Source organism: Acidovorax facilis (genome assembly GCF_050626955.1).
Lineage (GTDB): Bacteria > Pseudomonadota > Gammaproteobacteria > Burkholderiales > Burkholderiaceae_C > Acidovorax > Acidovorax facilis.
This window is the reverse complement of sequence record NZ_CP192460.1, coordinates 4,808,619-4,827,640: the sequence shown is the minus strand read 5'-3', so window position 1 is coordinate 4,827,640 and position 19,022 is coordinate 4,808,619. Positions and strand designations below refer to the sequence as shown.

The window sequence follows — 19,022 nt, the reverse complement described above, 5'->3', positions numbered from 1 at the left end:
CTTACACGAACTTGCCGGTGATGCCCCCGTCCACCACCAGCTCGGTGCCGGTCACGTAGGCGGCGGCATCGCTGGCAAGGAAGGCGCAGGCATGCGCCACATCCCACGCCGTGCCCATGCGGCCCATGGGCACCTGCCGGGCGCGCGCGGCGCGGGCCTCGTCGAGGCTGGTGTCCGAGAACATCTTCGCCACCGTGGTGGCAATGCGCGGCGTGTCGATGAGCCCGGGCACCACCGTGTTGGCGCGCACGCCCTGTCCCGCGTACTGCTGCGCCACCATGCGTGTGAAGTGCGTGACGGCCGCCTTGGTCACGCCATAGGCCAGGTGCGGGTAGCCGAGGTAGCGCATGCCCGCGATGGACGAGATCGCAATGATGGAACCCCGCCCGCGCTCCACCATGGCGGGCAGCACCTGCTGGCAGGCCAGCAGCAGGCTGTTCACATTGACGGAATGGATGCGGTCGAAGTCTTCAACGCTCGTCTCCAGCGGGCCGCCGGTCTTGCCGATGCCCACGTTGTGGTGCAGCACATCGATGGCGCCGCCAAAGCGCTCGCGTGCCTCGGCAAACAGGCGCTGCACATCGGCCGCGTCCGCCACGTCGCCCACCAGGGTGGCGGCCGTTCCGCCCTCGGCGTGGATGAGCGCCGTGGTTTCTTCGGCCGAGGCTGCGTCGCGGTCCGCCACACACACGCTGGCACCCAGGCGCGCGTAGGTCACGCAGGCGGCGCGGCCAATGCTCCAGCCCGGGCCGGCAGACCCGCCTCCGGCCACAAAGACGACGCGGCCTGACAAATCGAGCGGCAGGGCAGGTGAATGGGCTGGCGGGGCGCTCATGCGTCCGTGCCCTGGCCGGCACTGCCGCCAACGAAGGGAATGGCGTGCTCCACCGTGTCCCAGATGAAGCGGCCCGAGGGGCTTTGCTGCTCTTCCACGATGTGCGCCACCAGCCCGGCCGCGCGCGAGATCACGGCAAAGCCGCGCATCACGGACGTGGGCACGCCGATCTCGCCCAGCAGCGCGGCCACCGCGCCGGTGGCGTTGATGGTGATGGGGCGGCCAGCCACCTCATCCACAGCCTTGGACAGCGTCTCCAGCGCACGGATCTTGTCGCCCCGCAAATCGGGCTCGGCGCGGCCCATTTCGAGCAGCTTGTAGGCGCGTGGGTCCACGGGCTTGTGCAGGTGGTGGCCAAAGCCGGGCACGGGGGATTTGAGGCCCTTGTAGTCGCGCGCAATGGCCAGCGCCTCCGCCTCGGGGTCTTGCGCCGCCGCAATGCGGTCGAGCAGGCCCGAGCAGTTCTCCATGGTGCCCACGAAGGAGCTGCCCACGGCCAGCAGGCCCGCGCTCACGGCGCCCTGCAGGTTCTCGGGCGCGCTCATGTAGATGAGCCGCGTGGCAATGGCGCTGGGCGTGAGGCCGTGCTCCATCAGCACGATGAGCACCACGTCGGTGATGCGCAGGTCCACGCCGCGCGGCGTGCGGCCCAGGATCTGCATGAGCATCACCTCGGTGAAGGTCTTCTTCCCCATCAAGTCCTCGACCAGGTCCGCATCGCGGTAATGCAGGCTGGTGAGGGTGTGGGTGCACAGGCGGGTGACGGGGGTCTTGGAAGCAGGGTGGGTCATGAAATGGGTTCCTTCATTCAGGCAGTGGCCGTACCGGCAGTGACGGCCATTGCCGCATCGCGCACGGCGGACTTGAGCACCTTGCCCACGGGCGAGCGCGGCAGGCTTTCGTGGAAATGGATGCGCTTGGGCGTCTGCACCGGGCCCAGGCGTTCGCGCACAAAGGCGATCAGCTCGGCCTCGCTCGCGTGCTCGCCGGTGCGCAGTTGCACGGCGGCCTGCACGGTCTCGCCCCACTTGTCGTCGGGCAGGCCGAACACGGTGCATTCGTGCACCGCAGGGTGCTGGCCCAGCGCGTTCTCCACGTCCACCGGGTAGACGTTGAAACCGCCAGTGATCACCATGTCCTTGAGCCGGTCCTTGAGGTAGAGATAACCGCGCTCGTCAATCATGCCCCGGTCGCCCGTGTGCAGCCAGCCGTCCACCAGGGTCTCGGCCGTCTTCTCGGGCAGGCGCCAGTAGCCGGTCATCAGCAGGTCGCCGCGCGCCACCACCTCACCCACTTCGCCCGGGGGCAGCAGGCGGCCGTCGGGCGCCATGATGCCCACGTCGCTGAACCAGGTGGTGCGGCCCACCGAGGCCAGGTTGCGCTCGTCATCGAAGTCCTCAGGGCACAGCACGGTGAGGATCTGCGGCGCCTCGGTCTGGCCGTAGGTGGTGCCCAGCACCGGGCCGAAGAAGTCGCGCACCTGGCGAATTTTCTCGGGCGGCATGGGCGCGCCGCCGTAGATGAGCCGGCGCAGGCGCGGAAAGTCCGCGCGCGACGCGCCGGGCAGCGCCATCAGCATGTAGACCAGCGTGGGCGGCATGAAGCACACGGTGCCGCCGCGCTCGCGGAAGGCCGTGCGCACCGCCTCGGCGCCCGCGCCGGCCAGCACCACATGGCAGCCACCCTGCGCCAGGATAGGCAGGATGTACGTGGAGGTGCCGTGTGTGATGGGTGCGGCCAGGATGTAGCGCTCGTGCTCGTCAAAGCCCCAGGCGTGGATCTGGTTGGTGATGTTGGCCATCCACGCGCGGTATGGCTGCATCACGCCCTTGGGTGCGCCCGTGGTGCCGCCAGTGAACTTGATGGCCTGGGTGGCGTCGTCCGGCAGGTCCAGCTGCGGGCGTAGCGCACCAGCGTGCGCAGCGGCCAAGCCGGCCAGCGTGGTGGCCCCCTCGGTGGCCTGCGCGCCGGTCAGCACGCGGGTGCCGGGCGCGCCTTCGAGCAGGTCAGCGCACGCGGCGTCCAGCACCAGCAGGGTGGGCTCGGTCGCGTCGATGATGCGGCGGATCTCGGGCCGCGTGCTCTTGGGGTTGAGCGGTACCCACACCTTGCCGCAGGCCAGCACGGCCAGCAGCGCGGCGATGTGGTCGGCGCTGTTGCCCGCGCAGATGCCCACGCGGCTTTGGGGTGTGGGGTCGATGGCTGTGAAGCCCGCCGCGAGCGCTGCCACGCGGGCGGCCAGCGCGTCGTAGCGGATGGAGCCCTCGGGCGCGTCGATGGCGATGCGGTCGGGCCAGCGCTGGGCGGCCCGCCAGAAGAAGTCGATGGGGAACATGAAAGAGGTGAGGTTGTGTGGGTGATCTGTCACTCTGCGGATGCGCCCGACTCTTTCACCACTTCGCGCCAGCGCTTGATCTCGGCGGCGGCAAACTGGCGCATCTTGTCGGGGGTGCCACCATCGGGCGTGGCGGCAAGCTCCTGCAGGCGCGTGCGCACCTCGGGCTGGGCCAGCACCTTGTTCAGGGCCGCGTTGACCTGCTCGATCACGGCGCGCGGCGTGCCCGCCGGTGCGGCCAGGCCGAACCACGACTGCACATCAAAGCCCGTGTAGCCCGACTCGGCCAGCGTGGGCACGTCCGGCAGCAGGGGCGAGCGCTGGGCGCTGGTGATGGCAATGGCGCGCAGCTTGCCCGCCTGCACGTGCGGCAGGGCCGACGGCGTGTTGTCGAACATCGAATCCACCTGGCCGCCCAGCAGGTCGGTGACGGCGGGTGCGCTGCCCCGGTAGGGCACATGCAGCATCTTGAGCTTGGACTGCATCTTGAACATCTCGCCCGAGAGGTGGATGGACGAGCCGCTGCCCGACGACGCAAACGTGATGCCGTCCTTGGAATCCTTGGCGTAGCGCACGTAGTCGGCCAGGTTCTTGATGGGCAGCTTGGGGTTGACCACCAGGATGTTCGGAATCTTGGCGATCATGCCGATGGGCTCGAAGTCCTTGACCGGGTCGTAGCCCAGCTTGGGGTACAGCGTGGCGTTGATGGTGTTGGCGATGGTGTAGACGTAGAGCGTGTAGCCATCGGCCGGCGCGCGCGCCACGGCCTCTGCGCCCACGTTGCTGTTGGCGCCTGCGCGGTTGTCCACCACCACGGGTTGGCCCAGCTGGTCGCCGAGCTTGACGGCCACCAGGCGCGCAATCACGTCCGTGGCGCCGCCCGCCGCATAGCCCACCACCAGCTTGACCGGTTTGGTGGGCCAGCCCGAGGCATTGGGCTGGGCCTGCAATGGCATGGCGGCGCCGCAGGCCAGGGTGGCGACCAGCGCCAGCAGGGCGCGGCGCGGCAGGGATGGCGAAGCTTTGCGCTGACCCAGCGCGGCGGGGGTGTGTGGGCTCATGGTGTCTGTCTCCGGTGGTTCTTGGAAAAATGCCGTCGTGGCGCCCTGCTGCGTGCTCTGCGGCACACTGCGCACTGGTGGCGTTGACGAACAAATTCTTTCCCATGCCCTCCCGACCTGCGAATTCAAACGTCCGGCTGCCGGACGAACGTGTGAGTGCGCACACGGCAGACGAACCGGCCGACGACCACGGCAGCCGCACGCTGCGGCGCGGCCTGCAGGTGCTGGAGGCTGTGCTGGCCCATGGCCGCGACGGCGCGCGCGTGGTGGACCTGTGCCGCGCCGCCGCGCTGGAGCGGGCCCCCGTGTACCGGCTGCTCGCCACGCTGATGGAGAGCGGCTACGTGGCGCAGCGCGGGCGCTTTCGCTACGTGGCGAGCCCGCGCCTGGCCGCCCTGGCCGAGCCCCCGGGCCAGCCCAACCTGGCCGTGCGCCTGGCGCCTGTGCTGGAGCGAGTAAGCCGCGCCTGTGGTGACGCAGCCTTTGCCATCGTGCGCGAAGGCCCCACCTCGCACTGCATTGCACGCCATGTGGGCACGCACCCGGTGCAGATCCTGGTGATCCAGGTGGGCACGCGCCAGCCGCTGGGCGTGGGCGCCGCGGGCCTGGCGTTGCTGGCGGCACTGCCCGATGCCGAGATGCAGGCCTGCATCGACGCCAACGCGCAAGATCTGCCGCGCTACGGCGGCATGACGCCCGAGCGCCTGCAGATCCTGGTGCGCGCCACGCGCGAGCGCGGCTGGTCGGTGGTGGGCAACCACGCCACGCAGGGCGTGCTGGCGGCTGGCATGGCCGTGCGCAACGCGGCGGGCGAACCGGTGGCGGCGATCAGCGTGGCATCGACCGTGGACCGCATGCCGCGCGACCGCCAGCAGCTCATCGCGCGCTGGATGCGCGAGGCGCTGGCGGCGCACCTGCCCAATGGCATCTGAGCGGGTCTGCGGCACACTCTGGCAAGCCGCAGACGGACGATGCCAGCCAGCCGACGCCGCGAACGCCACCGAAGCAATTACTATAAAAATGATAGCTCTCAGCGATGAATGGACCAGCGCCAGATGGCAATTTGGCTTCAAACCAATGCTTCCCCTGCCTTTCCACCACCCTGTTGACCGCCCTGCATCCGAGTCACGCCATGCACCCTGAGGCCCGCCCATGGAACTGAGACAACTGCGCTATTTCGTGCGTGTGGTGGAGCAAGGCTCCATGAGCCGCGCTGCGCTGGACCTGGACGTGGTGCAGTCCGCGCTGAGCCAGCAAATCACCCGGCTGGAGAGCGAGCTGGCCACGCGCCTGCTGCAGCGCACGCCGCGCGGCGTCACGCCCACAGAGGCAGGGCTGGCGTTCTTTCGCGAGGCGCAGCTCACCCTGCGCCATGCCGACCAGGCCGTGCGCGCGGCGCAGCAGGCGCGGCTGTCGGGCACCGTCACCGTGGGGCTGGCGCCCACCACTTCCGGCGTACTCGGCCTGCCACTGATGCAGGCCATGCGCACACGCTACCCGGACGTGCGGCTGCACATGGTGGAGAGCATGTCGGGCCACCTCACGGCCATGCTGCATGCGCGCGAGCTGGACCTGGCCGTGCTGTTCGACACGCGCCTGCACCAGGCGCAGCAGGCCACCGGCGCGCGCCGCTGGGACATGGCGCCGCTGCTGGAGGAAGACCTGTTCCTCATCTGCGCCCGTGACCGAGGGGAGGGTCCCGGCAACCCCCGTGGCCGGCAGCTGCCGGAAACCATCACCGTTGCCGAGCTGGTGCAGGAGCCGCTGATCCTGCCCACTGGCCCGCACGGCCTGCGCAGCACGCTGGACACCGCCTTTGCCCGCGACCGCGTGGCACCCCACGTGGTGCTGGAAGTGGACTCGCTCGCCATGGTGATGGCCGCTGTGGACGCAGGCCTGGGCTCCACCGTGCAGCCCTGGGCCGCCATGGGCCGCTACCCAGATGCGGCCGAGCGCTTTCAGTGCGCACGCCTCACCGACGCGCCCGCGCGCCGCGTCAACCTGCTGTGCAGCCTGCCCGACGAAGAGCTCTCGCCCGCTGCGCTGGCCGCGCGGGTGGTGCTGACGGACTGCGTGCGTGAATTGGTGACGAGCGGCCAGTGGTTTGGCACGACATGGATAGGCACATCCCCCTGAGCGGCTGCGCCGCTTCCCCCTTCTCTCATCGCTGCGCGATGGGAAGGGGGACACCGCCCTCGGTGCGGTGGAAGAGCCCGGCGTAACACCCGCCGTGCCTCATCGCAGCCATCACGATCCGTGATACCCCCATGACCTGAACCCGCTGCACGGCGGGCCTGTGTCTCCCTACAGTCGCCATCACCCCGATGAACGACACGGCAACCACGCCAGGAGACACCCCATGGGTCCCACACCCCCCTCTTCATTCCCCCGCGCGCAGCGCACCGCCGGGAGCCACCGGCCATGAGCGGCGATGCTGTGGTCGATGTGCTGGTCATCGGTGGCGGCAATGCCGCCCTGTGCGCCGCCCTGATGGCACGCGAGGCGGGCGCCAGCGTGCTGCTGCTCGAATCCGCCCCGCGCGCCTGGCGCGGCGGCAACTCGGCCCACACGCGCAACCTGCGCTGCATGCACGATGCGCCGCAGGACGTGCTGGTCGATGCCTACCCCGAGGAAGAGTTCTGGCAAGACCTGCTCAAGGTGACGGGCGGGCTGACCAACGAACACCTGGCGCGCCTGGTGATCCGCGAGTCGAGCACCTGCCGCCCCTGGATGCGCCGCCACGGCGTGCACTTTCAGCCCGCGCTGGCAGGCACGCTGCATGTGGCACGCACCAACGCGTTCTTCATGGGTGGCGGCAAGGCGCTGGTCAATGCCTACTACCGCAGCGCGGAGCAGCTGGGCGTGCAGATCCGCTACGAGGCGCTCGTGGACCGCATCGAGATGGACGGCCGCCGCTTCGTCGCCGCCCACCTGGCCAACGGCGAGCGCATTGCCGCCAAAAGCTGCGTGCTGGCCGCTGGCGGCTTCGAATCGAACCGCGAATGGCTGCGCGAAGCCTGGGGCCAGAACGAGCGCGGCGAGTGGCCGGCCGACAACTTCCTGATCCGCGGCACGGCCTACAACAAGGGGGTGCTGCTCAAGCACCTGCTTGAAGACCATGGCGCGGACCGCATTGGCGACCCCACGCAGGCACACATGGTGGCCATCGACGCGCGCGCGCCGCTGTACGACGGCGGCATCTGCACGCGCATCGACTGCGTGTCGCTGGGCGTGGTGGTCAACCGCAATGGCGAGCGCTTCTACGACGAGGGCGAGGACTTCTGGCCTAAGCGCTATGCCATCTGGGGCCGTCTGGTGGCGCAGCAGCCGGGGCAGATCGGCTACTCCATCATCGACAGCAAGGCCATTGGCCGCTTCATGCCGCCCGTGTTCCCGGGCGTGAAGGCCGACACCCTGCCCGAGCTGGCGCAAAAGCTCGACCTGCCCGTGGACACCTTCATGCGCACGCTCAACGACTACAACGCCGCCTGCCGCGTGGGCCAGTTTGACCACACCACGCTGGACGACTGCCACACCGAAGGCGTGGCGCCCGCCAAGACACACTGGGCCCGGCCCATCGACATCGGGCCGTTCTACGGCTACGCGCTCAAGCCCGGCGTCACCTTCACGTACCTCGGCCTGCACACCGACGACACCGCCGCCGTGCGCTTTGGCAACGTGCCCAGCCCCAACCTGTTTGTGGCGGGCGAAATGATGGCGGGCAACGTGCTGGGCAAGGGGTACACCGCCGGGGTGGGCATGAGCATTGGCACTGCGTTTGGCCGCATTGCGGGCACGCAGGCAGCTTTGGCCTCCAAACGGCCGGTAGCGCCAGTCGCACATGCCTCAAACGCTACAAAACAAGGAGCAAACCATGCAAACGCTTGAGGCCCTGACGCGCGACGCCCGGGCGCTGGCAAATGGCGACATCGTGCTGTCTGCGCCCGAAACCGAGGTGGCGCGCCAGCTGCAGATCTGCAACGCCTGCCGCTACTGCGAAGGCTTTTGCGCCGTGTTCCCGGCCATGACGCGGCGGCTGAAGTTTGGCAAGGCCGACATCCACTTCATCGCCAACCTGTGCCACAACTGCGGTGCCTGCCTGCACGCCTGCCAGTACGCGCCGCCGCATGAGTTTGCGGTGAACATTCCGCAGGCCATGGCCCAGGTGCGTGGCCAGACCTACGCCGACTACGCCTGGCCACCCGCGCTGGGCCAGCTGTACCAGCGCAGCGGCTTGACCCTGGCCCTGGCACTGGTGGCCGGGCTCACGCTGTTCCTGTTGCTGGCCGTGGCACTGCATGGGCGAGGAATCGCCGCGCTGTGGCAGGCCCCTGTGGGCGGCTTCTACGGCATCTTCCCGCACAACCTGCTGGTGGGACTGTTCGCGCCCGTCTTTCTGTTCGCCGTGCTGGCGCTGGGCCTGGGCGTGCGCCGTTTCTGGCGCGATATCACACCCGCCACCAGCGGCGCACCGCTGAGCGCGCCCGCCACGGCCGAGGCCACCGATGCCGTGCTGCGCCTGAAGTACCTGGACGGCGGCCACGGCGACGGCTGCCACAACGAGGACGACGCCTACACCTTGTCGCGCAGGCGCATGCACCACCTCACGTTCTACGGATTCATGCTGTGTTTTGCGGCCACCAGCGTGGCCACGCTGTACCACTACCTGCTTGGCGCGCCTGCACCGTACGACCTGCCCAGCCTGCCCAAGCTGCTGGGCGGCGTGGGCGGCATCAGCCTGGCGATTGGCACGGCCGGCCTGTGGCGGCTGAATCTGCGCCGCCACCCGCAACACGGCGATGCCGCACAAAAGCCCATGGACCGCGCCTTCATCGCCCTGCTGTTCCTCACCGCCACCAGCGGCCTGGCCTTGTGGGCCGCGCGTGGCACCGCAGGCCTGCCGCTGCTGCTGTGCCTGCACCTGGGCGCGGTGATGGCGCTGTTCGCCACCATGCCCTACGGCAAGTTTGCGCACGGCATTTTCCGCACCGCTGCGCTGCTGCGCCACGCGGTGGAAAAGCGCCAGCCCCACCCCATCGGTTTGAGCGCCGACTGAGCCAACGATCCATACACCACCCACGATGAAGGAGACACCCATGAAAAAACGCACCCTGCTGCACTGCGCCCTGGCGCTGGCGACCGCCCCCCTGGCGTTCGGCGCTGCTGCGCAAGACTTTCCGCCCAAGAAGCCCGTCACGCTCGTCGTGGGCTTTGCCGCGGGCGGTGCAGCCGACGCGGCGGCGCGACTGATTGCCAAGAAGCTGGGTGAGAACATCGGCCAGTCGGTGGTGGTGGACAACAAGGGTGGCGCCGGCGGCAATATCGCGCACCAGTTCGTGGCCAATGCGGCACCCGACGGCACGGTGCTGCTGTTCGGCTCGGTGGGCCCGCTCACCATTGCGCCGCACTTGATGAAACTCACCTACGACCCGTTCAAGGACCTGGCGGCGATCTCAGGCGGCGTGAACTTCCCCAACGTGCTGGTCGTGCACAAGGCTGCAGGCGCAAAGACGCTGGCAGAGTTTGTGCAGCTGTCCAAGAAGAAGCCTGGCAGCGTTGACTTTGCCTCCACGGGCGCGGGCTCGGCATCGCACCTGGCGGGCGAGCTTTTCAACCAGCGGGCGGGCATCGACATGACCCACGTGCCCTACAAAGGTGGGGCACCCGCCTTGCAGGATTTGCTGGGCGAGCGCATCACCTCCTACTTTGCAGCCCCACCCACGGCCCTGCCGCACATCGAAACGGGCAGGCTGATCCCGCTGGCCACCACGGGTCTCACGCGGCCAGCCTATCTGCCCAATATCCCCACCGTGGCGGAATCGGGCTTTCCGGGCTTTGAGGCGCTCAACTGGTATGCGTTTGTGGCGCCGGGCAAAACGCCGGTGCCGCTGCTGGAGCGCTGGAACCAGGAGATCGTCAAGGTGCTCAACGACCCGGCCGTGAAGGACGCACTGAACAAGCACGGCCTGACGCCCCAGCCCACCTCACGCGCCGAACTCACCACCTTCATGAAGAAGGAGTCGACCCAGTGGGCTGCCATCATCAAGGAGCGCAAGCTCACGGCGGACTGAGCTGGCCTCTGCGGCAAAGCGGTGCCCCCGCCGCCCCATGCAGGTCAGGCCATCTTCTTGCGCGCCGCGCTGCCGCGTGCAGAAAAGCCGGCCCGTTCGCTGCTGGCCTGGGCCTCACCCAGCAGCCAGCGTGTGAACTGCGCGACCGCTTCGTTCTCGGCCAGTGCTGCACGGCTGCACAGGTAATAGCCCCGGTCCGTGTTCACGGCCGGGCTGAAGGTCAACACCAGCTGGCCCGACGCCAGTTCGGCTTCGATCAGCATGGGCTGGATCACCGTGACCCCCATGCCCGCACAGGCTGCAACGATCAGGTTGTTGCCCAGATCAAACCCCGGGCCCAGTACGGGGGCTAGGTCTATCCCTGCGGCCTTTTGCAGCCACAGCGCCCAATTGCCGGGAAAGTTGATGTGCTGCAGCAGCGTTGCCTTGAGCAGATCACGCGGTTGGCGCAGCTTGGCCGCCAGCGCCGGGGTGCAAGCGGGCACGATCTCCCGCCCCGCCAAGTAGCGTGCACGGATGCCGCGCGGCCAAGTGCGCCCGGGGCGCTTCACATTGACCCACAGGTCCACGTCGTCGCGCGTGAAGCTCTCATCGTGGTGGAACGGCCGCAGCTCGATCTCGATGTCCGGGTGCAGCGTGTGGAACTGGCCCAGCCGTGGGACCAGCCAGCGGGTGGCCAGGGTGGGTACTACGCTGACCCGCAGCCGACGCTTTGAAGCACGCACCCCGAACCGGCTCACGGCGGTCTCCAGGCCTGCCACATGGGCCTCCACCAATTGCTGGAACTCGCGGCCCCGTGCGGTGGGTAGCACCCGGGGGCCGGAGCGGTCCAGCAGCGTGCATTCCAGCCGCTGCTCCAGCCGCTGCACTGCCCGGCTGACAGCCGCCTGGGTCACGAACAGCACACCCGCCGCCTGTCGAAAACTGCCCAGCTGGCAGACCGCAAGAAAGGCGTGCAACTCGGGCAGTGAGGGGGACTTGAACTGCATGGTGGTGATTACATCCGGTTATCAGCGCAGATCAAATTGTCGTTTGCCCGCAGGCACCTGGCTCCCTACGCTTCGCCCATCTGTCCCACCTTGATCCCCGAGAACCATGCAGCTACCCGAAGCCCTTCTTCCCGCCACGCCCGTCCAGGTGCTCCGGCCCGCCACCGATGCCCCCATCCCTTTGGTCTGCGACTCTCCGCACAGCGGCACCGACTATCCGCCCGACTTTGGCTATGCCGTCTCCACCGCCGATCTGCGCAAGTGCGAAGACACCCATGTGCACTGGCTGTGGGACGCGGTGCCGCGTGTGGGCGGCACGCTGGTGCACGCCACCTTTGCGCGCAGCTACATCGACCCGAACCGCCATGAGTACGACATCGACCCCATCATGCTGGCCGATGCCTGGCCCGGCAATACCGCCCCTACCGCCCGCACCCTGGAGCTGGGCATGGGGCTGGTTCCCAGCCACACCCCCACGCACCAGCCCATCTACGCGCGCCGCCTGTCGGCCCAGGAGGTTGCGCACCGCATCACCCACTACTGGCGCCCATACCAACATGCGCTGGCGCAGGCACTGGAGGCCGCCGCCCAGCGTGGCCCGCGTTGGCACCTGAACTTGCATTCCATGCCCAGCAACGCCTACGAGCGGCTGGGCCGCGTGGCGCCCGGCCCGCTGGCCGACGTGGTGCTGGGCGACCTGAACGGTCGCAGCTGCAGCAGCGCATTCACCCAGCGCGTGGCCGAAGCTTTCCGCCGCCGCGGCTACTGCGTGGCCATCAACGACCCCTACGCAGGCCAGGAGCTGCTGCGCCGGTTCGGGGCGCCTTCGCGGGGTCATGAAAGCCTGCAGATCGAGATCAACCGGGCCATCTACCTGAACGAGCAGACGCGGGAGCCGCTGCCACACGCTAACCGCGTGCGCGCGGACATCACCGACCTGCTGCACGAGATGGCCGCCCATATCCGCAGCGCTTGCCTGGACAACGCCTGATTTCAACCAAGAGGACCCACCATGCCCACCCCCATGAACCGCCGCCGCTTTATCGCATCGACCAGCGCCGTGACGGGCGCCATTGCCCTGCCGGCACTGGCCCAGGCGCCCGACCGCTATCCCACACGTCCGATCACACTGGTGGTGCCGTTTCCGCCCGGAGGCGCCGTAGACAACTCCGGCCGGGCGATAGCCGACAGGCTGGGCCGAGTGCTGGGGCAGCCCGTGATTGTGGAAAACAAAGGGGGCGCTGGCGGCACCATCGGCACCACACAGGTGGCCAAGGCCCAGCCCGATGGCTACACGCTGATCGTCACCTCGCAGACCACGCATGTGATCAACCCCGCCCTGTCGCCCAGCCTGCCCTACGACGCGGTCAATGACTTTGCCCCCATCACGCTGATTGATCGCCTGGCCAATGTGCTCTTGATCACCCCCGGCCTGCCCGTGAAGAACTTCGCCGAGTTCGTGAAATACGTGAAGGAGAACCCGGGCAAGCTGAACTACGCCTCCTCGGGCAATGGCTCGCTGGCGTACCTGAGCATGGAGCTGCTCAAGGCCAAGCTGGGGCTGTCCATCACCCACATCCCATACAGGGGCGCTGGCCCCGCGCTGACCGACCTGCAGGCGGGCCAGGTGCACATGACCTGGAACAACCTGTCCTCCAACCTCAGCATGGCTCAGAACGGTCGCCTGCGCGCGCTGGCGGTGGCATCGCCAATCCGCGCGCCCCAACTGCCGGATGTCCCGACCTTCGACGAGCTGAAGTTGCCGGAGCTGAACCTGACTTCCTGGACAGGTCTTGCCGCACCTGCAAAAACGCCGGAATCCATCGTTGCGCAGCTCTACGAAGCGATGCGTACCGTGTTGCGTGATCCGCAAACACAAAGGGCATGGAATGACCGCGGCGCTATGCTGCCTGATACCGTGAAGCCCGCAGAGTTTCGCAATGAGATTCAGCAGCGCATCGGTTTTTACAAGAACATCGTGAAGACCCACAAGATCTCCGTGGATCAATAGTGCCCACTCCCCATCCGTGCGGAATGGACGAAACATATCCCCGACCTCGTGCGCATGTGTGCATGTGGGCAAGCCATCAGTACGTTGGAACATCGCCTTCAACAGGCCCATCCGCTCGCACCAGCCCATCATCCAGCAACTGCGCAAGCCAGCCGCCGAGCACAGTGGGGTCGCCTTGCCACAGGCCGCTGCCCAGCAGCGCCGCGCAGGCGTCGTGGACCGAGGCACCGGCGTGCAGCGCTTGCACCCAGGCGGCCTCGGCCGCGTCGAGCGTGCGAAAGTGCGGCTGGTGGCCTTTGCGCCAGACCAGCAGCGTGGCCGGTGCAGGCAGGGCCACGGCCTCGGGCACGTCGTCGTCGGTATGGATGGCGTTCCACACCCCCACAACGTTCGTCGTGATCGCGCGCAGCAAGGCGCTGGGGTGCAGTACACCAGGGCGGGTGGTCCAGGTGTCCGACGCCTGAGCAGCCGCAGTCTCCAAGGTCGGCACATCGGCACTGTCAAAGCGGGTGCGCAGGTCCCAGTCGAGCTGGGCCAGTTCGTGCAGCTCGGGGTTGTCGGGGTACGCCGCGCGCAGCGTGCCCACCAGGCCTTCGCCATAGCGGTTCAGGCTGCGCGTGCGCGGCGGATGGGCCACGGCGTAGTCGCGCGCATGGGCCTCGAAGGTGTCGGACCCCATGTAGAGGCAAGTCTTGGCATAGGTGTCGGCCAGCACCTCGGCCAGCCGGGCGCGGTAGGCATGGTGGTAGATGGGCAGGCGACCTGTGATGAGGTCTTCGGGCATTTCAGGCGGCAGCGCATTCGCCAGCACGCGGTCGGCAAAGTGGCGCTGCACCACAGCCAACCCTGCCGGTCCCACTATGGGGTCCAGGGTGATGGCGGAGATAGCGGGGATGGCGACGGGCACAAAAGAGGGGACAGGCGAGGCCACATGCTCAGCGGCAATGCGACGGGCAATGGCCATTTCATCCAGCAATTCAGCCAGCGGCGGGATGTGGTCGTCGCGCTCGATCATCGCGGCCACAGCGCCAAAACGCTGGCAGGCCTGTGCATACAGGTCCCACACCGGCAGCGCCACAGGGTGGTCGTGCGTGTCGATGATGTGGTCGCCTTTGTCGCTGTGCCCAGCCAGGTGAATTTGCTGCACCCGGTGTGCGGGCAGGGCATGCAGATAGCTCAGTGGGTCAAAGCCATGGTTCACGCTGCTCACGTAGATGTTGTTCACATCCACGAGCAGCAGGCAGTCGGCCTCTTGCGCAATGTGGGCCAGAAACTGCCACTCGCTCGCGCTGTCATGCCGGTAGCGGATATAGCTCGACACGTTCTCCAGCACCAGCCTGCGTCCCAGCACATCCTGTGCGCGACGGATCTGTGCGATCACATGGCGTGCAGATTCGTCGGTGTAGGGCAGCGGGTACAGGTCGTGCAACTGCTCGGGGCCAGGGCCCGTCCAGCACAGGTGGTCGGACACCCACAGCGGCTCGATACGGTCGGCCAGCGCCTTCACGCGTTGCAGATACGGCACATCCACGCCCTGCGACGCACCGATGGACATGGCCACGCCATGCATGGCCACGGGGTAGTCGCGCCGGATGGCATCGATCACCGCCAGAGGTTTTCCACCGTCGATGAGGTAGTTGTCGGTGATGATTTCCAGCCAGTCCAGTGGCTGCTTGCGCGCCAGGAAATCGGCGTAGTGCTGCGTGCGCAGCCCCAGGCCAAAGCCGGTGCCGCGCGTAGCGATGAGGTCATGTGCCATGGCGAAATCAAGGTATCAAAGTGCGGGCACTGGGCAGGATCGCCGAGACTGGCACGCCCTAATGCCAGCACCGCCGCGCAAGGGCCGCCCCGCCGCGCTGGCGGTGTCCCCCTGGGGGGATGGCGCGCAGCGCCTCAGGGGAGCTTGTTGCCTTATCCCTTGATGTCGCCGATGGTGCCCTTCTCCATCAGGCACTGGGCCGCGGTCTTGGCCTTGAAGCCGTGGCCCTTGCAAGCGTTCTGGCCCTTGCAGCTGTGCTCGGCCGTGGAGCAGTCGCTATTGCCCTTGCAGTCGTGCACGTTGTAGCAGTGCACCTTGTCGTTGGCGCCGATGGCGGCGCCTTTGGAGCCCTTGGGCGCGTCGGCTGCAAAGCTGCTGGATGCCAGTGCCAGCAGGGCGGCAGACAGGGCAAAAGAAGCAGTGGACTTGGCTTGGGTAGACAGCATGGTGGTAACTCCGAAAACGTTGAGGGATGAATAAAGCGGGTAGATCACGCTGCACAACACAGCGCTCTCTGCCTGGTAATTCGTCCCCCGCGCGCTGCGGGTTACATGCAATCCAAAAATTTTTGCGTTGCGCCTCAGCGCTCCTGCGCTACTGCACAGAGGGTTCGGTCACAGAGATGTCGGTGTGCACCAGCGTGAGCGGAAAGCGCTGGCCCGCCAGGTAGTCCTCCAGGCAGCGCAGCAGCAGGGGGCTGCGATGGCGCTCGGGGCAGGCGCGGATCTCATCGGCCGTGAGCCACAGCGTGCGCACGATGCCGGTGTCGAGCGTGCGCCAGTCGTGGTGCGTGCCCAGCGAGCCCGCAAACGCAAAGCGCATGTAGGTGATGTCGTCGCCCGTGCGCGTCTTGGTGAAGCGGTTGAGGTACACGCCGATCAGCGCCGTGGGCTCGAAGTCGTGCGCGGTTTCTTCCAGCACCTCGCGGGCGCAGGCCTGGATGGGCGATTCGCCCGGGTCCAGGTGGCCGGCGGGGTTGTTGAGCTTGAGGCCGTCGGTGGTTTCTTCCTCGACCAGCAGAAAGCGGCCATCGCGCTCAATGAGGGCGGCCACGGTGACGTTGGGTTTCCAGCGGTGGGGCATGGCGCGCATTATGACGAGGGGCGGTGACGCCAAGCCTACAGCGTGCGCGCCATGTACACAGCGCCTTCGCCGTAGCTGGCCAGGCGGGCCTGCTGGGCGGCGTCCGGCAAGGGGTGCAGCGCGTAGCCCTGCCGCTCCCAGTAGGCCTGCGAGCCCTGCACCGAGACCAGCGCGCTGTGCCGCAGCCCTTCTGCACGGGCCTGCGCCCACAGGGGCTGCAGCAACGCGTGGGCCAGGCCTTGCCCCGCATGGGCAGGGAGCACGGCCATGTCGTGCAGGTACAGCGTGTCGTGTAGGGCCACGGCCTCAAAGTCGCCGTGCAGCGGGGTGACCTTGCCGCGCACGCTGCGGTAGGCCGCCAGGTGGGCGCACACCATGCCGCCGCGCTCCAGCACCACCGAGCAATTGGCGGGGCTGGCGAGGCGGCGGGCAAACACCTCGCCACTTTCCACAAACCCCTCGCCATAGCAGGCCAGCTGCACGGCCAGCAGGTCGGCCAGATCGCTCAGCGCCAGCGGGCGCACCACCACAGACATGAGTGAGCTTGGTTCAATCAGTGCGGCAGCACGGGCGCCTGCACGAAGTCGTCGAGCGACAAGCCCTTTTCCTTCAGCAGCGCCTCCAGCACGGGCTGCAGGCGGCCCAGGCTTTCCTGCACGGCCTCGCGGACGGTGTCCACCACGACCTGGGTGCTGCGCTCGATCTCGATGTTCAGGCGGTCGCCCACCTTCTTGGCTTCAAACACCGTGGCACGGCGTGTTTCGGGAATCATCCAGATCTCGAACCAGCCCTCCTGCCGGTTCACCTCGGCCACCGTCAGGCTGGCCCCGTGGATGGCGATGTAGCCCTTGGCAAAGATGTAGCGGCGAAACGCCTCGGGCACGGCCACGCGCCACACCAGGTTGTTGTCGAACTCGCGCCGCTCGATGAGCGTGCCGGTGAAGTCCACATGGCCCGACAGCGGGTGGCCGCCAATCTCGGCACCGTCCTTGGCCGCGCGCTCCACGTTCACGCGGTCGCCCTGGCCGTAGCTGCCCAGCGTGGTGATGTTCAGGCTCTGCAGCATCACGTCGAAGTTGGCCCGCGTGGGCGACAGGATCTCGGTGACCGTGAGGCACACGCCGTCGGTGGCCACGCTGGCGCCAATGGCCAGGTCCTGGCAGAAGCCTTCGGGAAAATCGAGCGTGAAGGTGCGCAACCCTGCGCGGTCGTGGATGGCGGCAATGCCTGCCGTGGCTTGGACGATGCCTGTGAACATGGTGGCGCGGCTTGTGGAGCGTTGGAACGGGAACCGGGAATTTTGCCACCCGGCCCCCACCGCGCGCTGGTGCCGGGTTACTTGGCGCGCAAGAGTTCGCCCACTTCCAGCAGCACCAGCTCGTTGTCATCCGCCTTGTTGGGGTCGCGACTGCTGCTGAAGGGCAGGTTGTTGTCGTTGCCCACCACGATGTGCGTGCTGTCCACGATGTCCACGTTCTCGATGGTGAAGAACGGGAAGGTGAGCACGCCGTTGTTCAGCGGCTTCTTGGCCAGGCGCTGCGGGTCCTGGATGTTCATGAGGTCGATGTAGCCCACCTTGCGGATCTCGCCGCCCACGTTGGCGTCGCTCATCTCCACCTTGTAGACGCGCTTGAACTTGGCCAGGTCGTGGAAGCAATCCGTGCGCTTCTGGCCTTCGGGGCAGGCCTTGTCGGCCGTGCCTTCGCCGTTGTCGCGCTCGATGATGAGGCCCATGCTGGCGTCGATCATGTTGAAGTCGCCAATCGCGTGGTGGTTGGCCTCCAGCACGTACTTCCAGTGGCGGCCGGTCCATTGCTCGGTCTTCACGTCGAACTCCAGCACGCGCAGGTACTGCTTGCCGCCCACGTTTTCATACGCCTTGGCATCGTCGTTCCACAGCGCGCCTTCGAGCAGGGCGTAGAGCTTGCTGCCGTCCTTGCTGGCGGCCATGCCTTCGTAGCCCTTGGAGCGCTTGACCACAAACGCAGTGGGCTTGGCATCAGGCGCGCCGGGCATCAGCACGCCGGGCGCATCGGGCGATCGCACGGTCTTGCCGTCCACCTGGGTCTCGAAAACGCCGAGCACCTTGCCATTCAGGTCGGCCTTGATGAGGAAAGGGCCGAACTCATCGCCAATCCACAGCGCGCCACCGGCGAACTGGAAGCTTTCGGGGTCGAAGTCGGCGCCGGTCAGGTAGCGGCTGCTGGTGCCTTCGTGCGTGATGCGAAACGGGATCTTCTTGTCCGGGTCGTGCAGGAAGATGGTCTTGAGGCGATTGAACTGGCCGCTTTTGAAGTCCACGGTGTAGTGGCTCAGGTGCAGCATGAAGTCGGGCGAGTTGGCCTTGGAGCCGGCACCGTTGTCAGTCAGGATCCAGAACGATCCATCGGCCATGCGCTTGATGCCCGAGTGGCCCTGGATGGGCTGGCCCTGGAACGGCAGCGACGCGCCGGTGTCGCGGCCGCCCGACTGGCCCATCACGCTGCCCACGGCGTCCACCCGGCGGGGTGTGGTGAACTTGCCCGCCACCTGCAGGTCGTGTGGCGCGTCCTTGGGGGCGGCAATCATCGTCAGGGCGGGCAGCACCGCGTGGCCGGTCAGCGTGGCGGGGTAGGCCTGCTGGGCCAGGGCTGCAGAAGAGGCGGCGCACAGCAGGGCTGCACTGGCGGCGATGAAGGAGAGTCGGGACATGTTCATGGGGAATAAAGCCAAAACCCGCACGATGCCGCGCCCTTGTGACGCCACCATGAAAGGCAGGCACCAGGATATGCCCTGGCATGCAGCCGATGGACACGGACCTTTTGCCAGGTTCGAGAGTCACACCCGCCTTGCGCTCCCCCACCATTCCCCACCCAAACGCTGGACAGCACCTATTCCC

Annotated in this window: 18 protein-coding genes; 7 read left to right on the top strand and 11 right to left on the bottom strand. The window is 67.4% G+C overall.

The features are described 5' to 3' along the window. Position 1 precedes the first annotated feature (1 nt). The 4 genes from ACQ4MJ_RS22145 to ACQ4MJ_RS22130 are packed head-to-tail and all read right to left on the bottom strand — an operon-like array spanning position 2 to position 4,231. Complete coding sequence (locus ACQ4MJ_RS22145; protein ID WP_218300805.1) at positions 2-835, bottom strand: SDR family NAD(P)-dependent oxidoreductase; 834 nt, start codon at positions 833-835, stop codon at positions 2-4. After that, positions 832-1,626: a citryl-CoA lyase gene (locus tag ACQ4MJ_RS22140; RefSeq protein WP_431151253.1), complete on the bottom strand. Its 795-nt coding sequence runs from the start codon at positions 1,624-1,626 to the stop codon at positions 832-834. The genes ACQ4MJ_RS22145 and ACQ4MJ_RS22140 overlap by 4 nt, the downstream gene beginning before the upstream one ends. A 17-nt stretch (positions 1,627-1,643) precedes the next feature. After that, entirely contained in the window at positions 1,644-3,170 is a 1,527-nt protein-coding gene (locus tag ACQ4MJ_RS22135) for a class I adenylate-forming enzyme family protein (protein WP_431151254.1), read from the bottom strand. Positions 3,171-3,199: 29 nt separating this feature from the next. After that, positions 3,200-4,231: a tripartite tricarboxylate transporter substrate binding protein gene (locus tag ACQ4MJ_RS22130; RefSeq protein WP_431151255.1), complete on the bottom strand. Its 1,032-nt coding sequence runs from the start codon at positions 4,229-4,231 to the stop codon at positions 3,200-3,202. A 104-nt stretch (positions 4,232-4,335) separates the two neighbouring features. On the opposite strand from ACQ4MJ_RS22130, the gene ACQ4MJ_RS22125 reads away from it, so the two are divergent. The 5 genes from ACQ4MJ_RS22125 (at position 4,336) to ACQ4MJ_RS22105 (ending at position 10,302) form a co-directional block, all read left to right on the top strand. After that, on the top strand, positions 4,336-5,163 hold the full coding sequence (locus tag ACQ4MJ_RS22125; RefSeq protein ID WP_431151256.1) for an IclR family transcriptional regulator: 828 nt from the start codon (positions 4,336-4,338) through the stop codon (positions 5,161-5,163). A 220-nt stretch (positions 5,164-5,383) separates the two neighbouring features. Further along, positions 5,384-6,367: a LysR family transcriptional regulator gene (locus ACQ4MJ_RS22120; protein ID WP_431151257.1), complete on the top strand. Its 984-nt coding sequence runs from the start codon at positions 5,384-5,386 to the stop codon at positions 6,365-6,367. Positions 6,368-6,652: 285 nt separating this feature from the next. Further along, entirely contained in the window at positions 6,653-8,119 is a 1,467-nt protein-coding gene (tcuA, locus tag ACQ4MJ_RS22115) for an FAD-dependent tricarballylate dehydrogenase TcuA (protein WP_431151258.1), read from the top strand. Beyond that, entirely contained in the window at positions 8,106-9,287 is a 1,182-nt protein-coding gene (tcuB, locus tag ACQ4MJ_RS22110; RefSeq protein WP_431151259.1) for a tricarballylate utilization 4Fe-4S protein TcuB, read from the top strand. The genes tcuA and tcuB overlap by 14 nt, the downstream gene beginning before the upstream one ends. Positions 9,288-9,327: 40 nt before the next feature. Next, positions 9,328-10,302 (top strand): Bug family tripartite tricarboxylate transporter substrate binding protein, encoded by a 975-nt coding sequence (locus ACQ4MJ_RS22105; protein ID WP_431151260.1) that lies wholly within the window; start codon positions 9,328-9,330, stop codon positions 10,300-10,302. Between the two features lie 44 nt (positions 10,303-10,346). Here the strand turns inward: ACQ4MJ_RS22105 and ACQ4MJ_RS22100 are convergent, their stop codons facing one another. After that, positions 10,347-11,291 (bottom strand): LysR substrate-binding domain-containing protein, encoded by a 945-nt coding sequence (locus tag ACQ4MJ_RS22100; RefSeq protein WP_431151261.1) that lies wholly within the window; start codon positions 11,289-11,291, stop codon positions 10,347-10,349. A 106-nt stretch (positions 11,292-11,397) separates the two neighbouring features. Between ACQ4MJ_RS22100 and ACQ4MJ_RS22095 the strand changes: the two genes are divergently transcribed. Both ACQ4MJ_RS22095 and ACQ4MJ_RS22090 read left to right on the top strand, forming a co-directional pair. Next, positions 11,398-12,282 (top strand): N-formylglutamate amidohydrolase, encoded by an 885-nt coding sequence (locus ACQ4MJ_RS22095; RefSeq protein ID WP_055398054.1) that lies wholly within the window; start codon positions 11,398-11,400, stop codon positions 12,280-12,282. A 21-nt stretch (positions 12,283-12,303) separates the two neighbouring features. Then, positions 12,304-13,302: a Bug family tripartite tricarboxylate transporter substrate binding protein gene (locus ACQ4MJ_RS22090; RefSeq protein WP_431151262.1), complete on the top strand. Its 999-nt coding sequence runs from the start codon at positions 12,304-12,306 to the stop codon at positions 13,300-13,302. A gap of 76 nt (positions 13,303-13,378) precedes the next feature. Here the strand turns inward: ACQ4MJ_RS22090 and bufB are convergent, their stop codons facing one another. The 6 genes from bufB to ACQ4MJ_RS22060 form a co-directional block, all read right to left on the bottom strand. After that, positions 13,379-15,061 (bottom strand): MNIO family bufferin maturase, encoded by a 1,683-nt coding sequence (gene bufB, locus ACQ4MJ_RS22085; RefSeq protein ID WP_431151263.1) that lies wholly within the window; start codon positions 15,059-15,061, stop codon positions 13,379-13,381. A 152-nt stretch (positions 15,062-15,213) separates the two neighbouring features. Further along, positions 15,214-15,507, bottom strand: a complete 294-nt coding sequence (bufA2, locus tag ACQ4MJ_RS22080; protein WP_431151264.1) for a BufA2 family periplasmic bufferin-type metallophore — start codon at positions 15,505-15,507, stop codon at positions 15,214-15,216. A 148-nt stretch (positions 15,508-15,655) separates the two neighbouring features. After that, positions 15,656-16,144, bottom strand: coding sequence for an NUDIX hydrolase (locus tag ACQ4MJ_RS22075; protein ID WP_431151265.1), 489 nt, complete (start codon positions 16,142-16,144; stop codon positions 15,656-15,658). A 35-nt stretch (positions 16,145-16,179) separates the two neighbouring features. Beyond that, entirely contained in the window at positions 16,180-16,680 is a 501-nt protein-coding gene (locus ACQ4MJ_RS22070) for a GNAT family N-acetyltransferase (RefSeq protein WP_431151266.1), read from the bottom strand. Positions 16,681-16,697: 17 nt separating this feature from the next. Continuing rightward, positions 16,698-17,402, bottom strand: a complete 705-nt coding sequence (locus tag ACQ4MJ_RS22065; RefSeq protein ID WP_218300792.1) for a riboflavin synthase subunit alpha — start codon at positions 17,400-17,402, stop codon at positions 16,698-16,700. 77 nt (positions 17,403-17,479) lie between these two features. After that, positions 17,480-18,835, bottom strand: a complete 1,356-nt coding sequence (locus ACQ4MJ_RS22060; protein WP_431151267.1) for an esterase-like activity of phytase family protein — start codon at positions 18,833-18,835, stop codon at positions 17,480-17,482. Positions 18,836-19,022: the final 187 nt, after the last annotated feature.

What these genes read in the sequence shown, in the direction of transcription:
- ACQ4MJ_RS22145 (WP_218300805.1), bottom strand. Translation starts at nt 835, where the DNA reads ATGAGCGCCCCGCCAGCCCATTCACCTGCCCTGCCGCTCGATTTGTCA.
- ACQ4MJ_RS22140 (WP_431151253.1), bottom strand. Translation starts at nt 1,626, where the DNA reads ATGACCCACCCTGCTTCCAAGACCCCCGTCACCCGCCTGTGCACCCAC.
- ACQ4MJ_RS22135 (WP_431151254.1), bottom strand. Translation starts at nt 3,170, where the DNA reads ATGTTCCCCATCGACTTCTTCTGGCGGGCCGCCCAGCGCTGGCCCGAC.
- ACQ4MJ_RS22130 (WP_431151255.1), bottom strand. Translation starts at nt 4,231, where the DNA reads ATGAGCCCACACACCCCCGCCGCGCTGGGTCAGCGCAAAGCTTCGCCA.
- ACQ4MJ_RS22125 (WP_431151256.1), top strand. Translation starts at nt 4,336, where the DNA reads ATGCCCTCCCGACCTGCGAATTCAAACGTCCGGCTGCCGGACGAACGT.
- ACQ4MJ_RS22120 (WP_431151257.1), top strand. Translation starts at nt 5,384, where the DNA reads ATGGAACTGAGACAACTGCGCTATTTCGTGCGTGTGGTGGAGCAAGGC.
- tcuA (WP_431151258.1), top strand. Translation starts at nt 6,653, where the DNA reads ATGAGCGGCGATGCTGTGGTCGATGTGCTGGTCATCGGTGGCGGCAAT.
- tcuB (WP_431151259.1), top strand. Translation starts at nt 8,106, where the DNA reads ATGCAAACGCTTGAGGCCCTGACGCGCGACGCCCGGGCGCTGGCAAAT.
- ACQ4MJ_RS22105 (WP_431151260.1), top strand. Translation starts at nt 9,328, where the DNA reads ATGAAAAAACGCACCCTGCTGCACTGCGCCCTGGCGCTGGCGACCGCC.
- ACQ4MJ_RS22100 (WP_431151261.1), bottom strand. Translation starts at nt 11,291, where the DNA reads ATGCAGTTCAAGTCCCCCTCACTGCCCGAGTTGCACGCCTTTCTTGCG.
- ACQ4MJ_RS22095 (WP_055398054.1), top strand. Translation starts at nt 11,398, where the DNA reads ATGCAGCTACCCGAAGCCCTTCTTCCCGCCACGCCCGTCCAGGTGCTC.
- ACQ4MJ_RS22090 (WP_431151262.1), top strand. Translation starts at nt 12,304, where the DNA reads ATGCCCACCCCCATGAACCGCCGCCGCTTTATCGCATCGACCAGCGCC.
- bufB (WP_431151263.1), bottom strand. Translation starts at nt 15,061, where the DNA reads ATGGCACATGACCTCATCGCTACGCGCGGCACCGGCTTTGGCCTGGGG.
- bufA2 (WP_431151264.1), bottom strand. Translation starts at nt 15,507, where the DNA reads ATGCTGTCTACCCAAGCCAAGTCCACTGCTTCTTTTGCCCTGTCTGCC.
- ACQ4MJ_RS22075 (WP_431151265.1), bottom strand. Translation starts at nt 16,144, where the DNA reads ATGCCCCACCGCTGGAAACCCAACGTCACCGTGGCCGCCCTCATTGAG.
- ACQ4MJ_RS22070 (WP_431151266.1), bottom strand. Translation starts at nt 16,680, where the DNA reads ATGTCTGTGGTGGTGCGCCCGCTGGCGCTGAGCGATCTGGCCGACCTG.
- ACQ4MJ_RS22065 (WP_218300792.1), bottom strand. Translation starts at nt 17,402, where the DNA reads ATGTTCACAGGCATCGTCCAAGCCACGGCAGGCATTGCCGCCATCCAC.
- ACQ4MJ_RS22060 (WP_431151267.1), bottom strand. Translation starts at nt 18,835, where the DNA reads ATGTCCCGACTCTCCTTCATCGCCGCCAGTGCAGCCCTGCTGTGCGCC.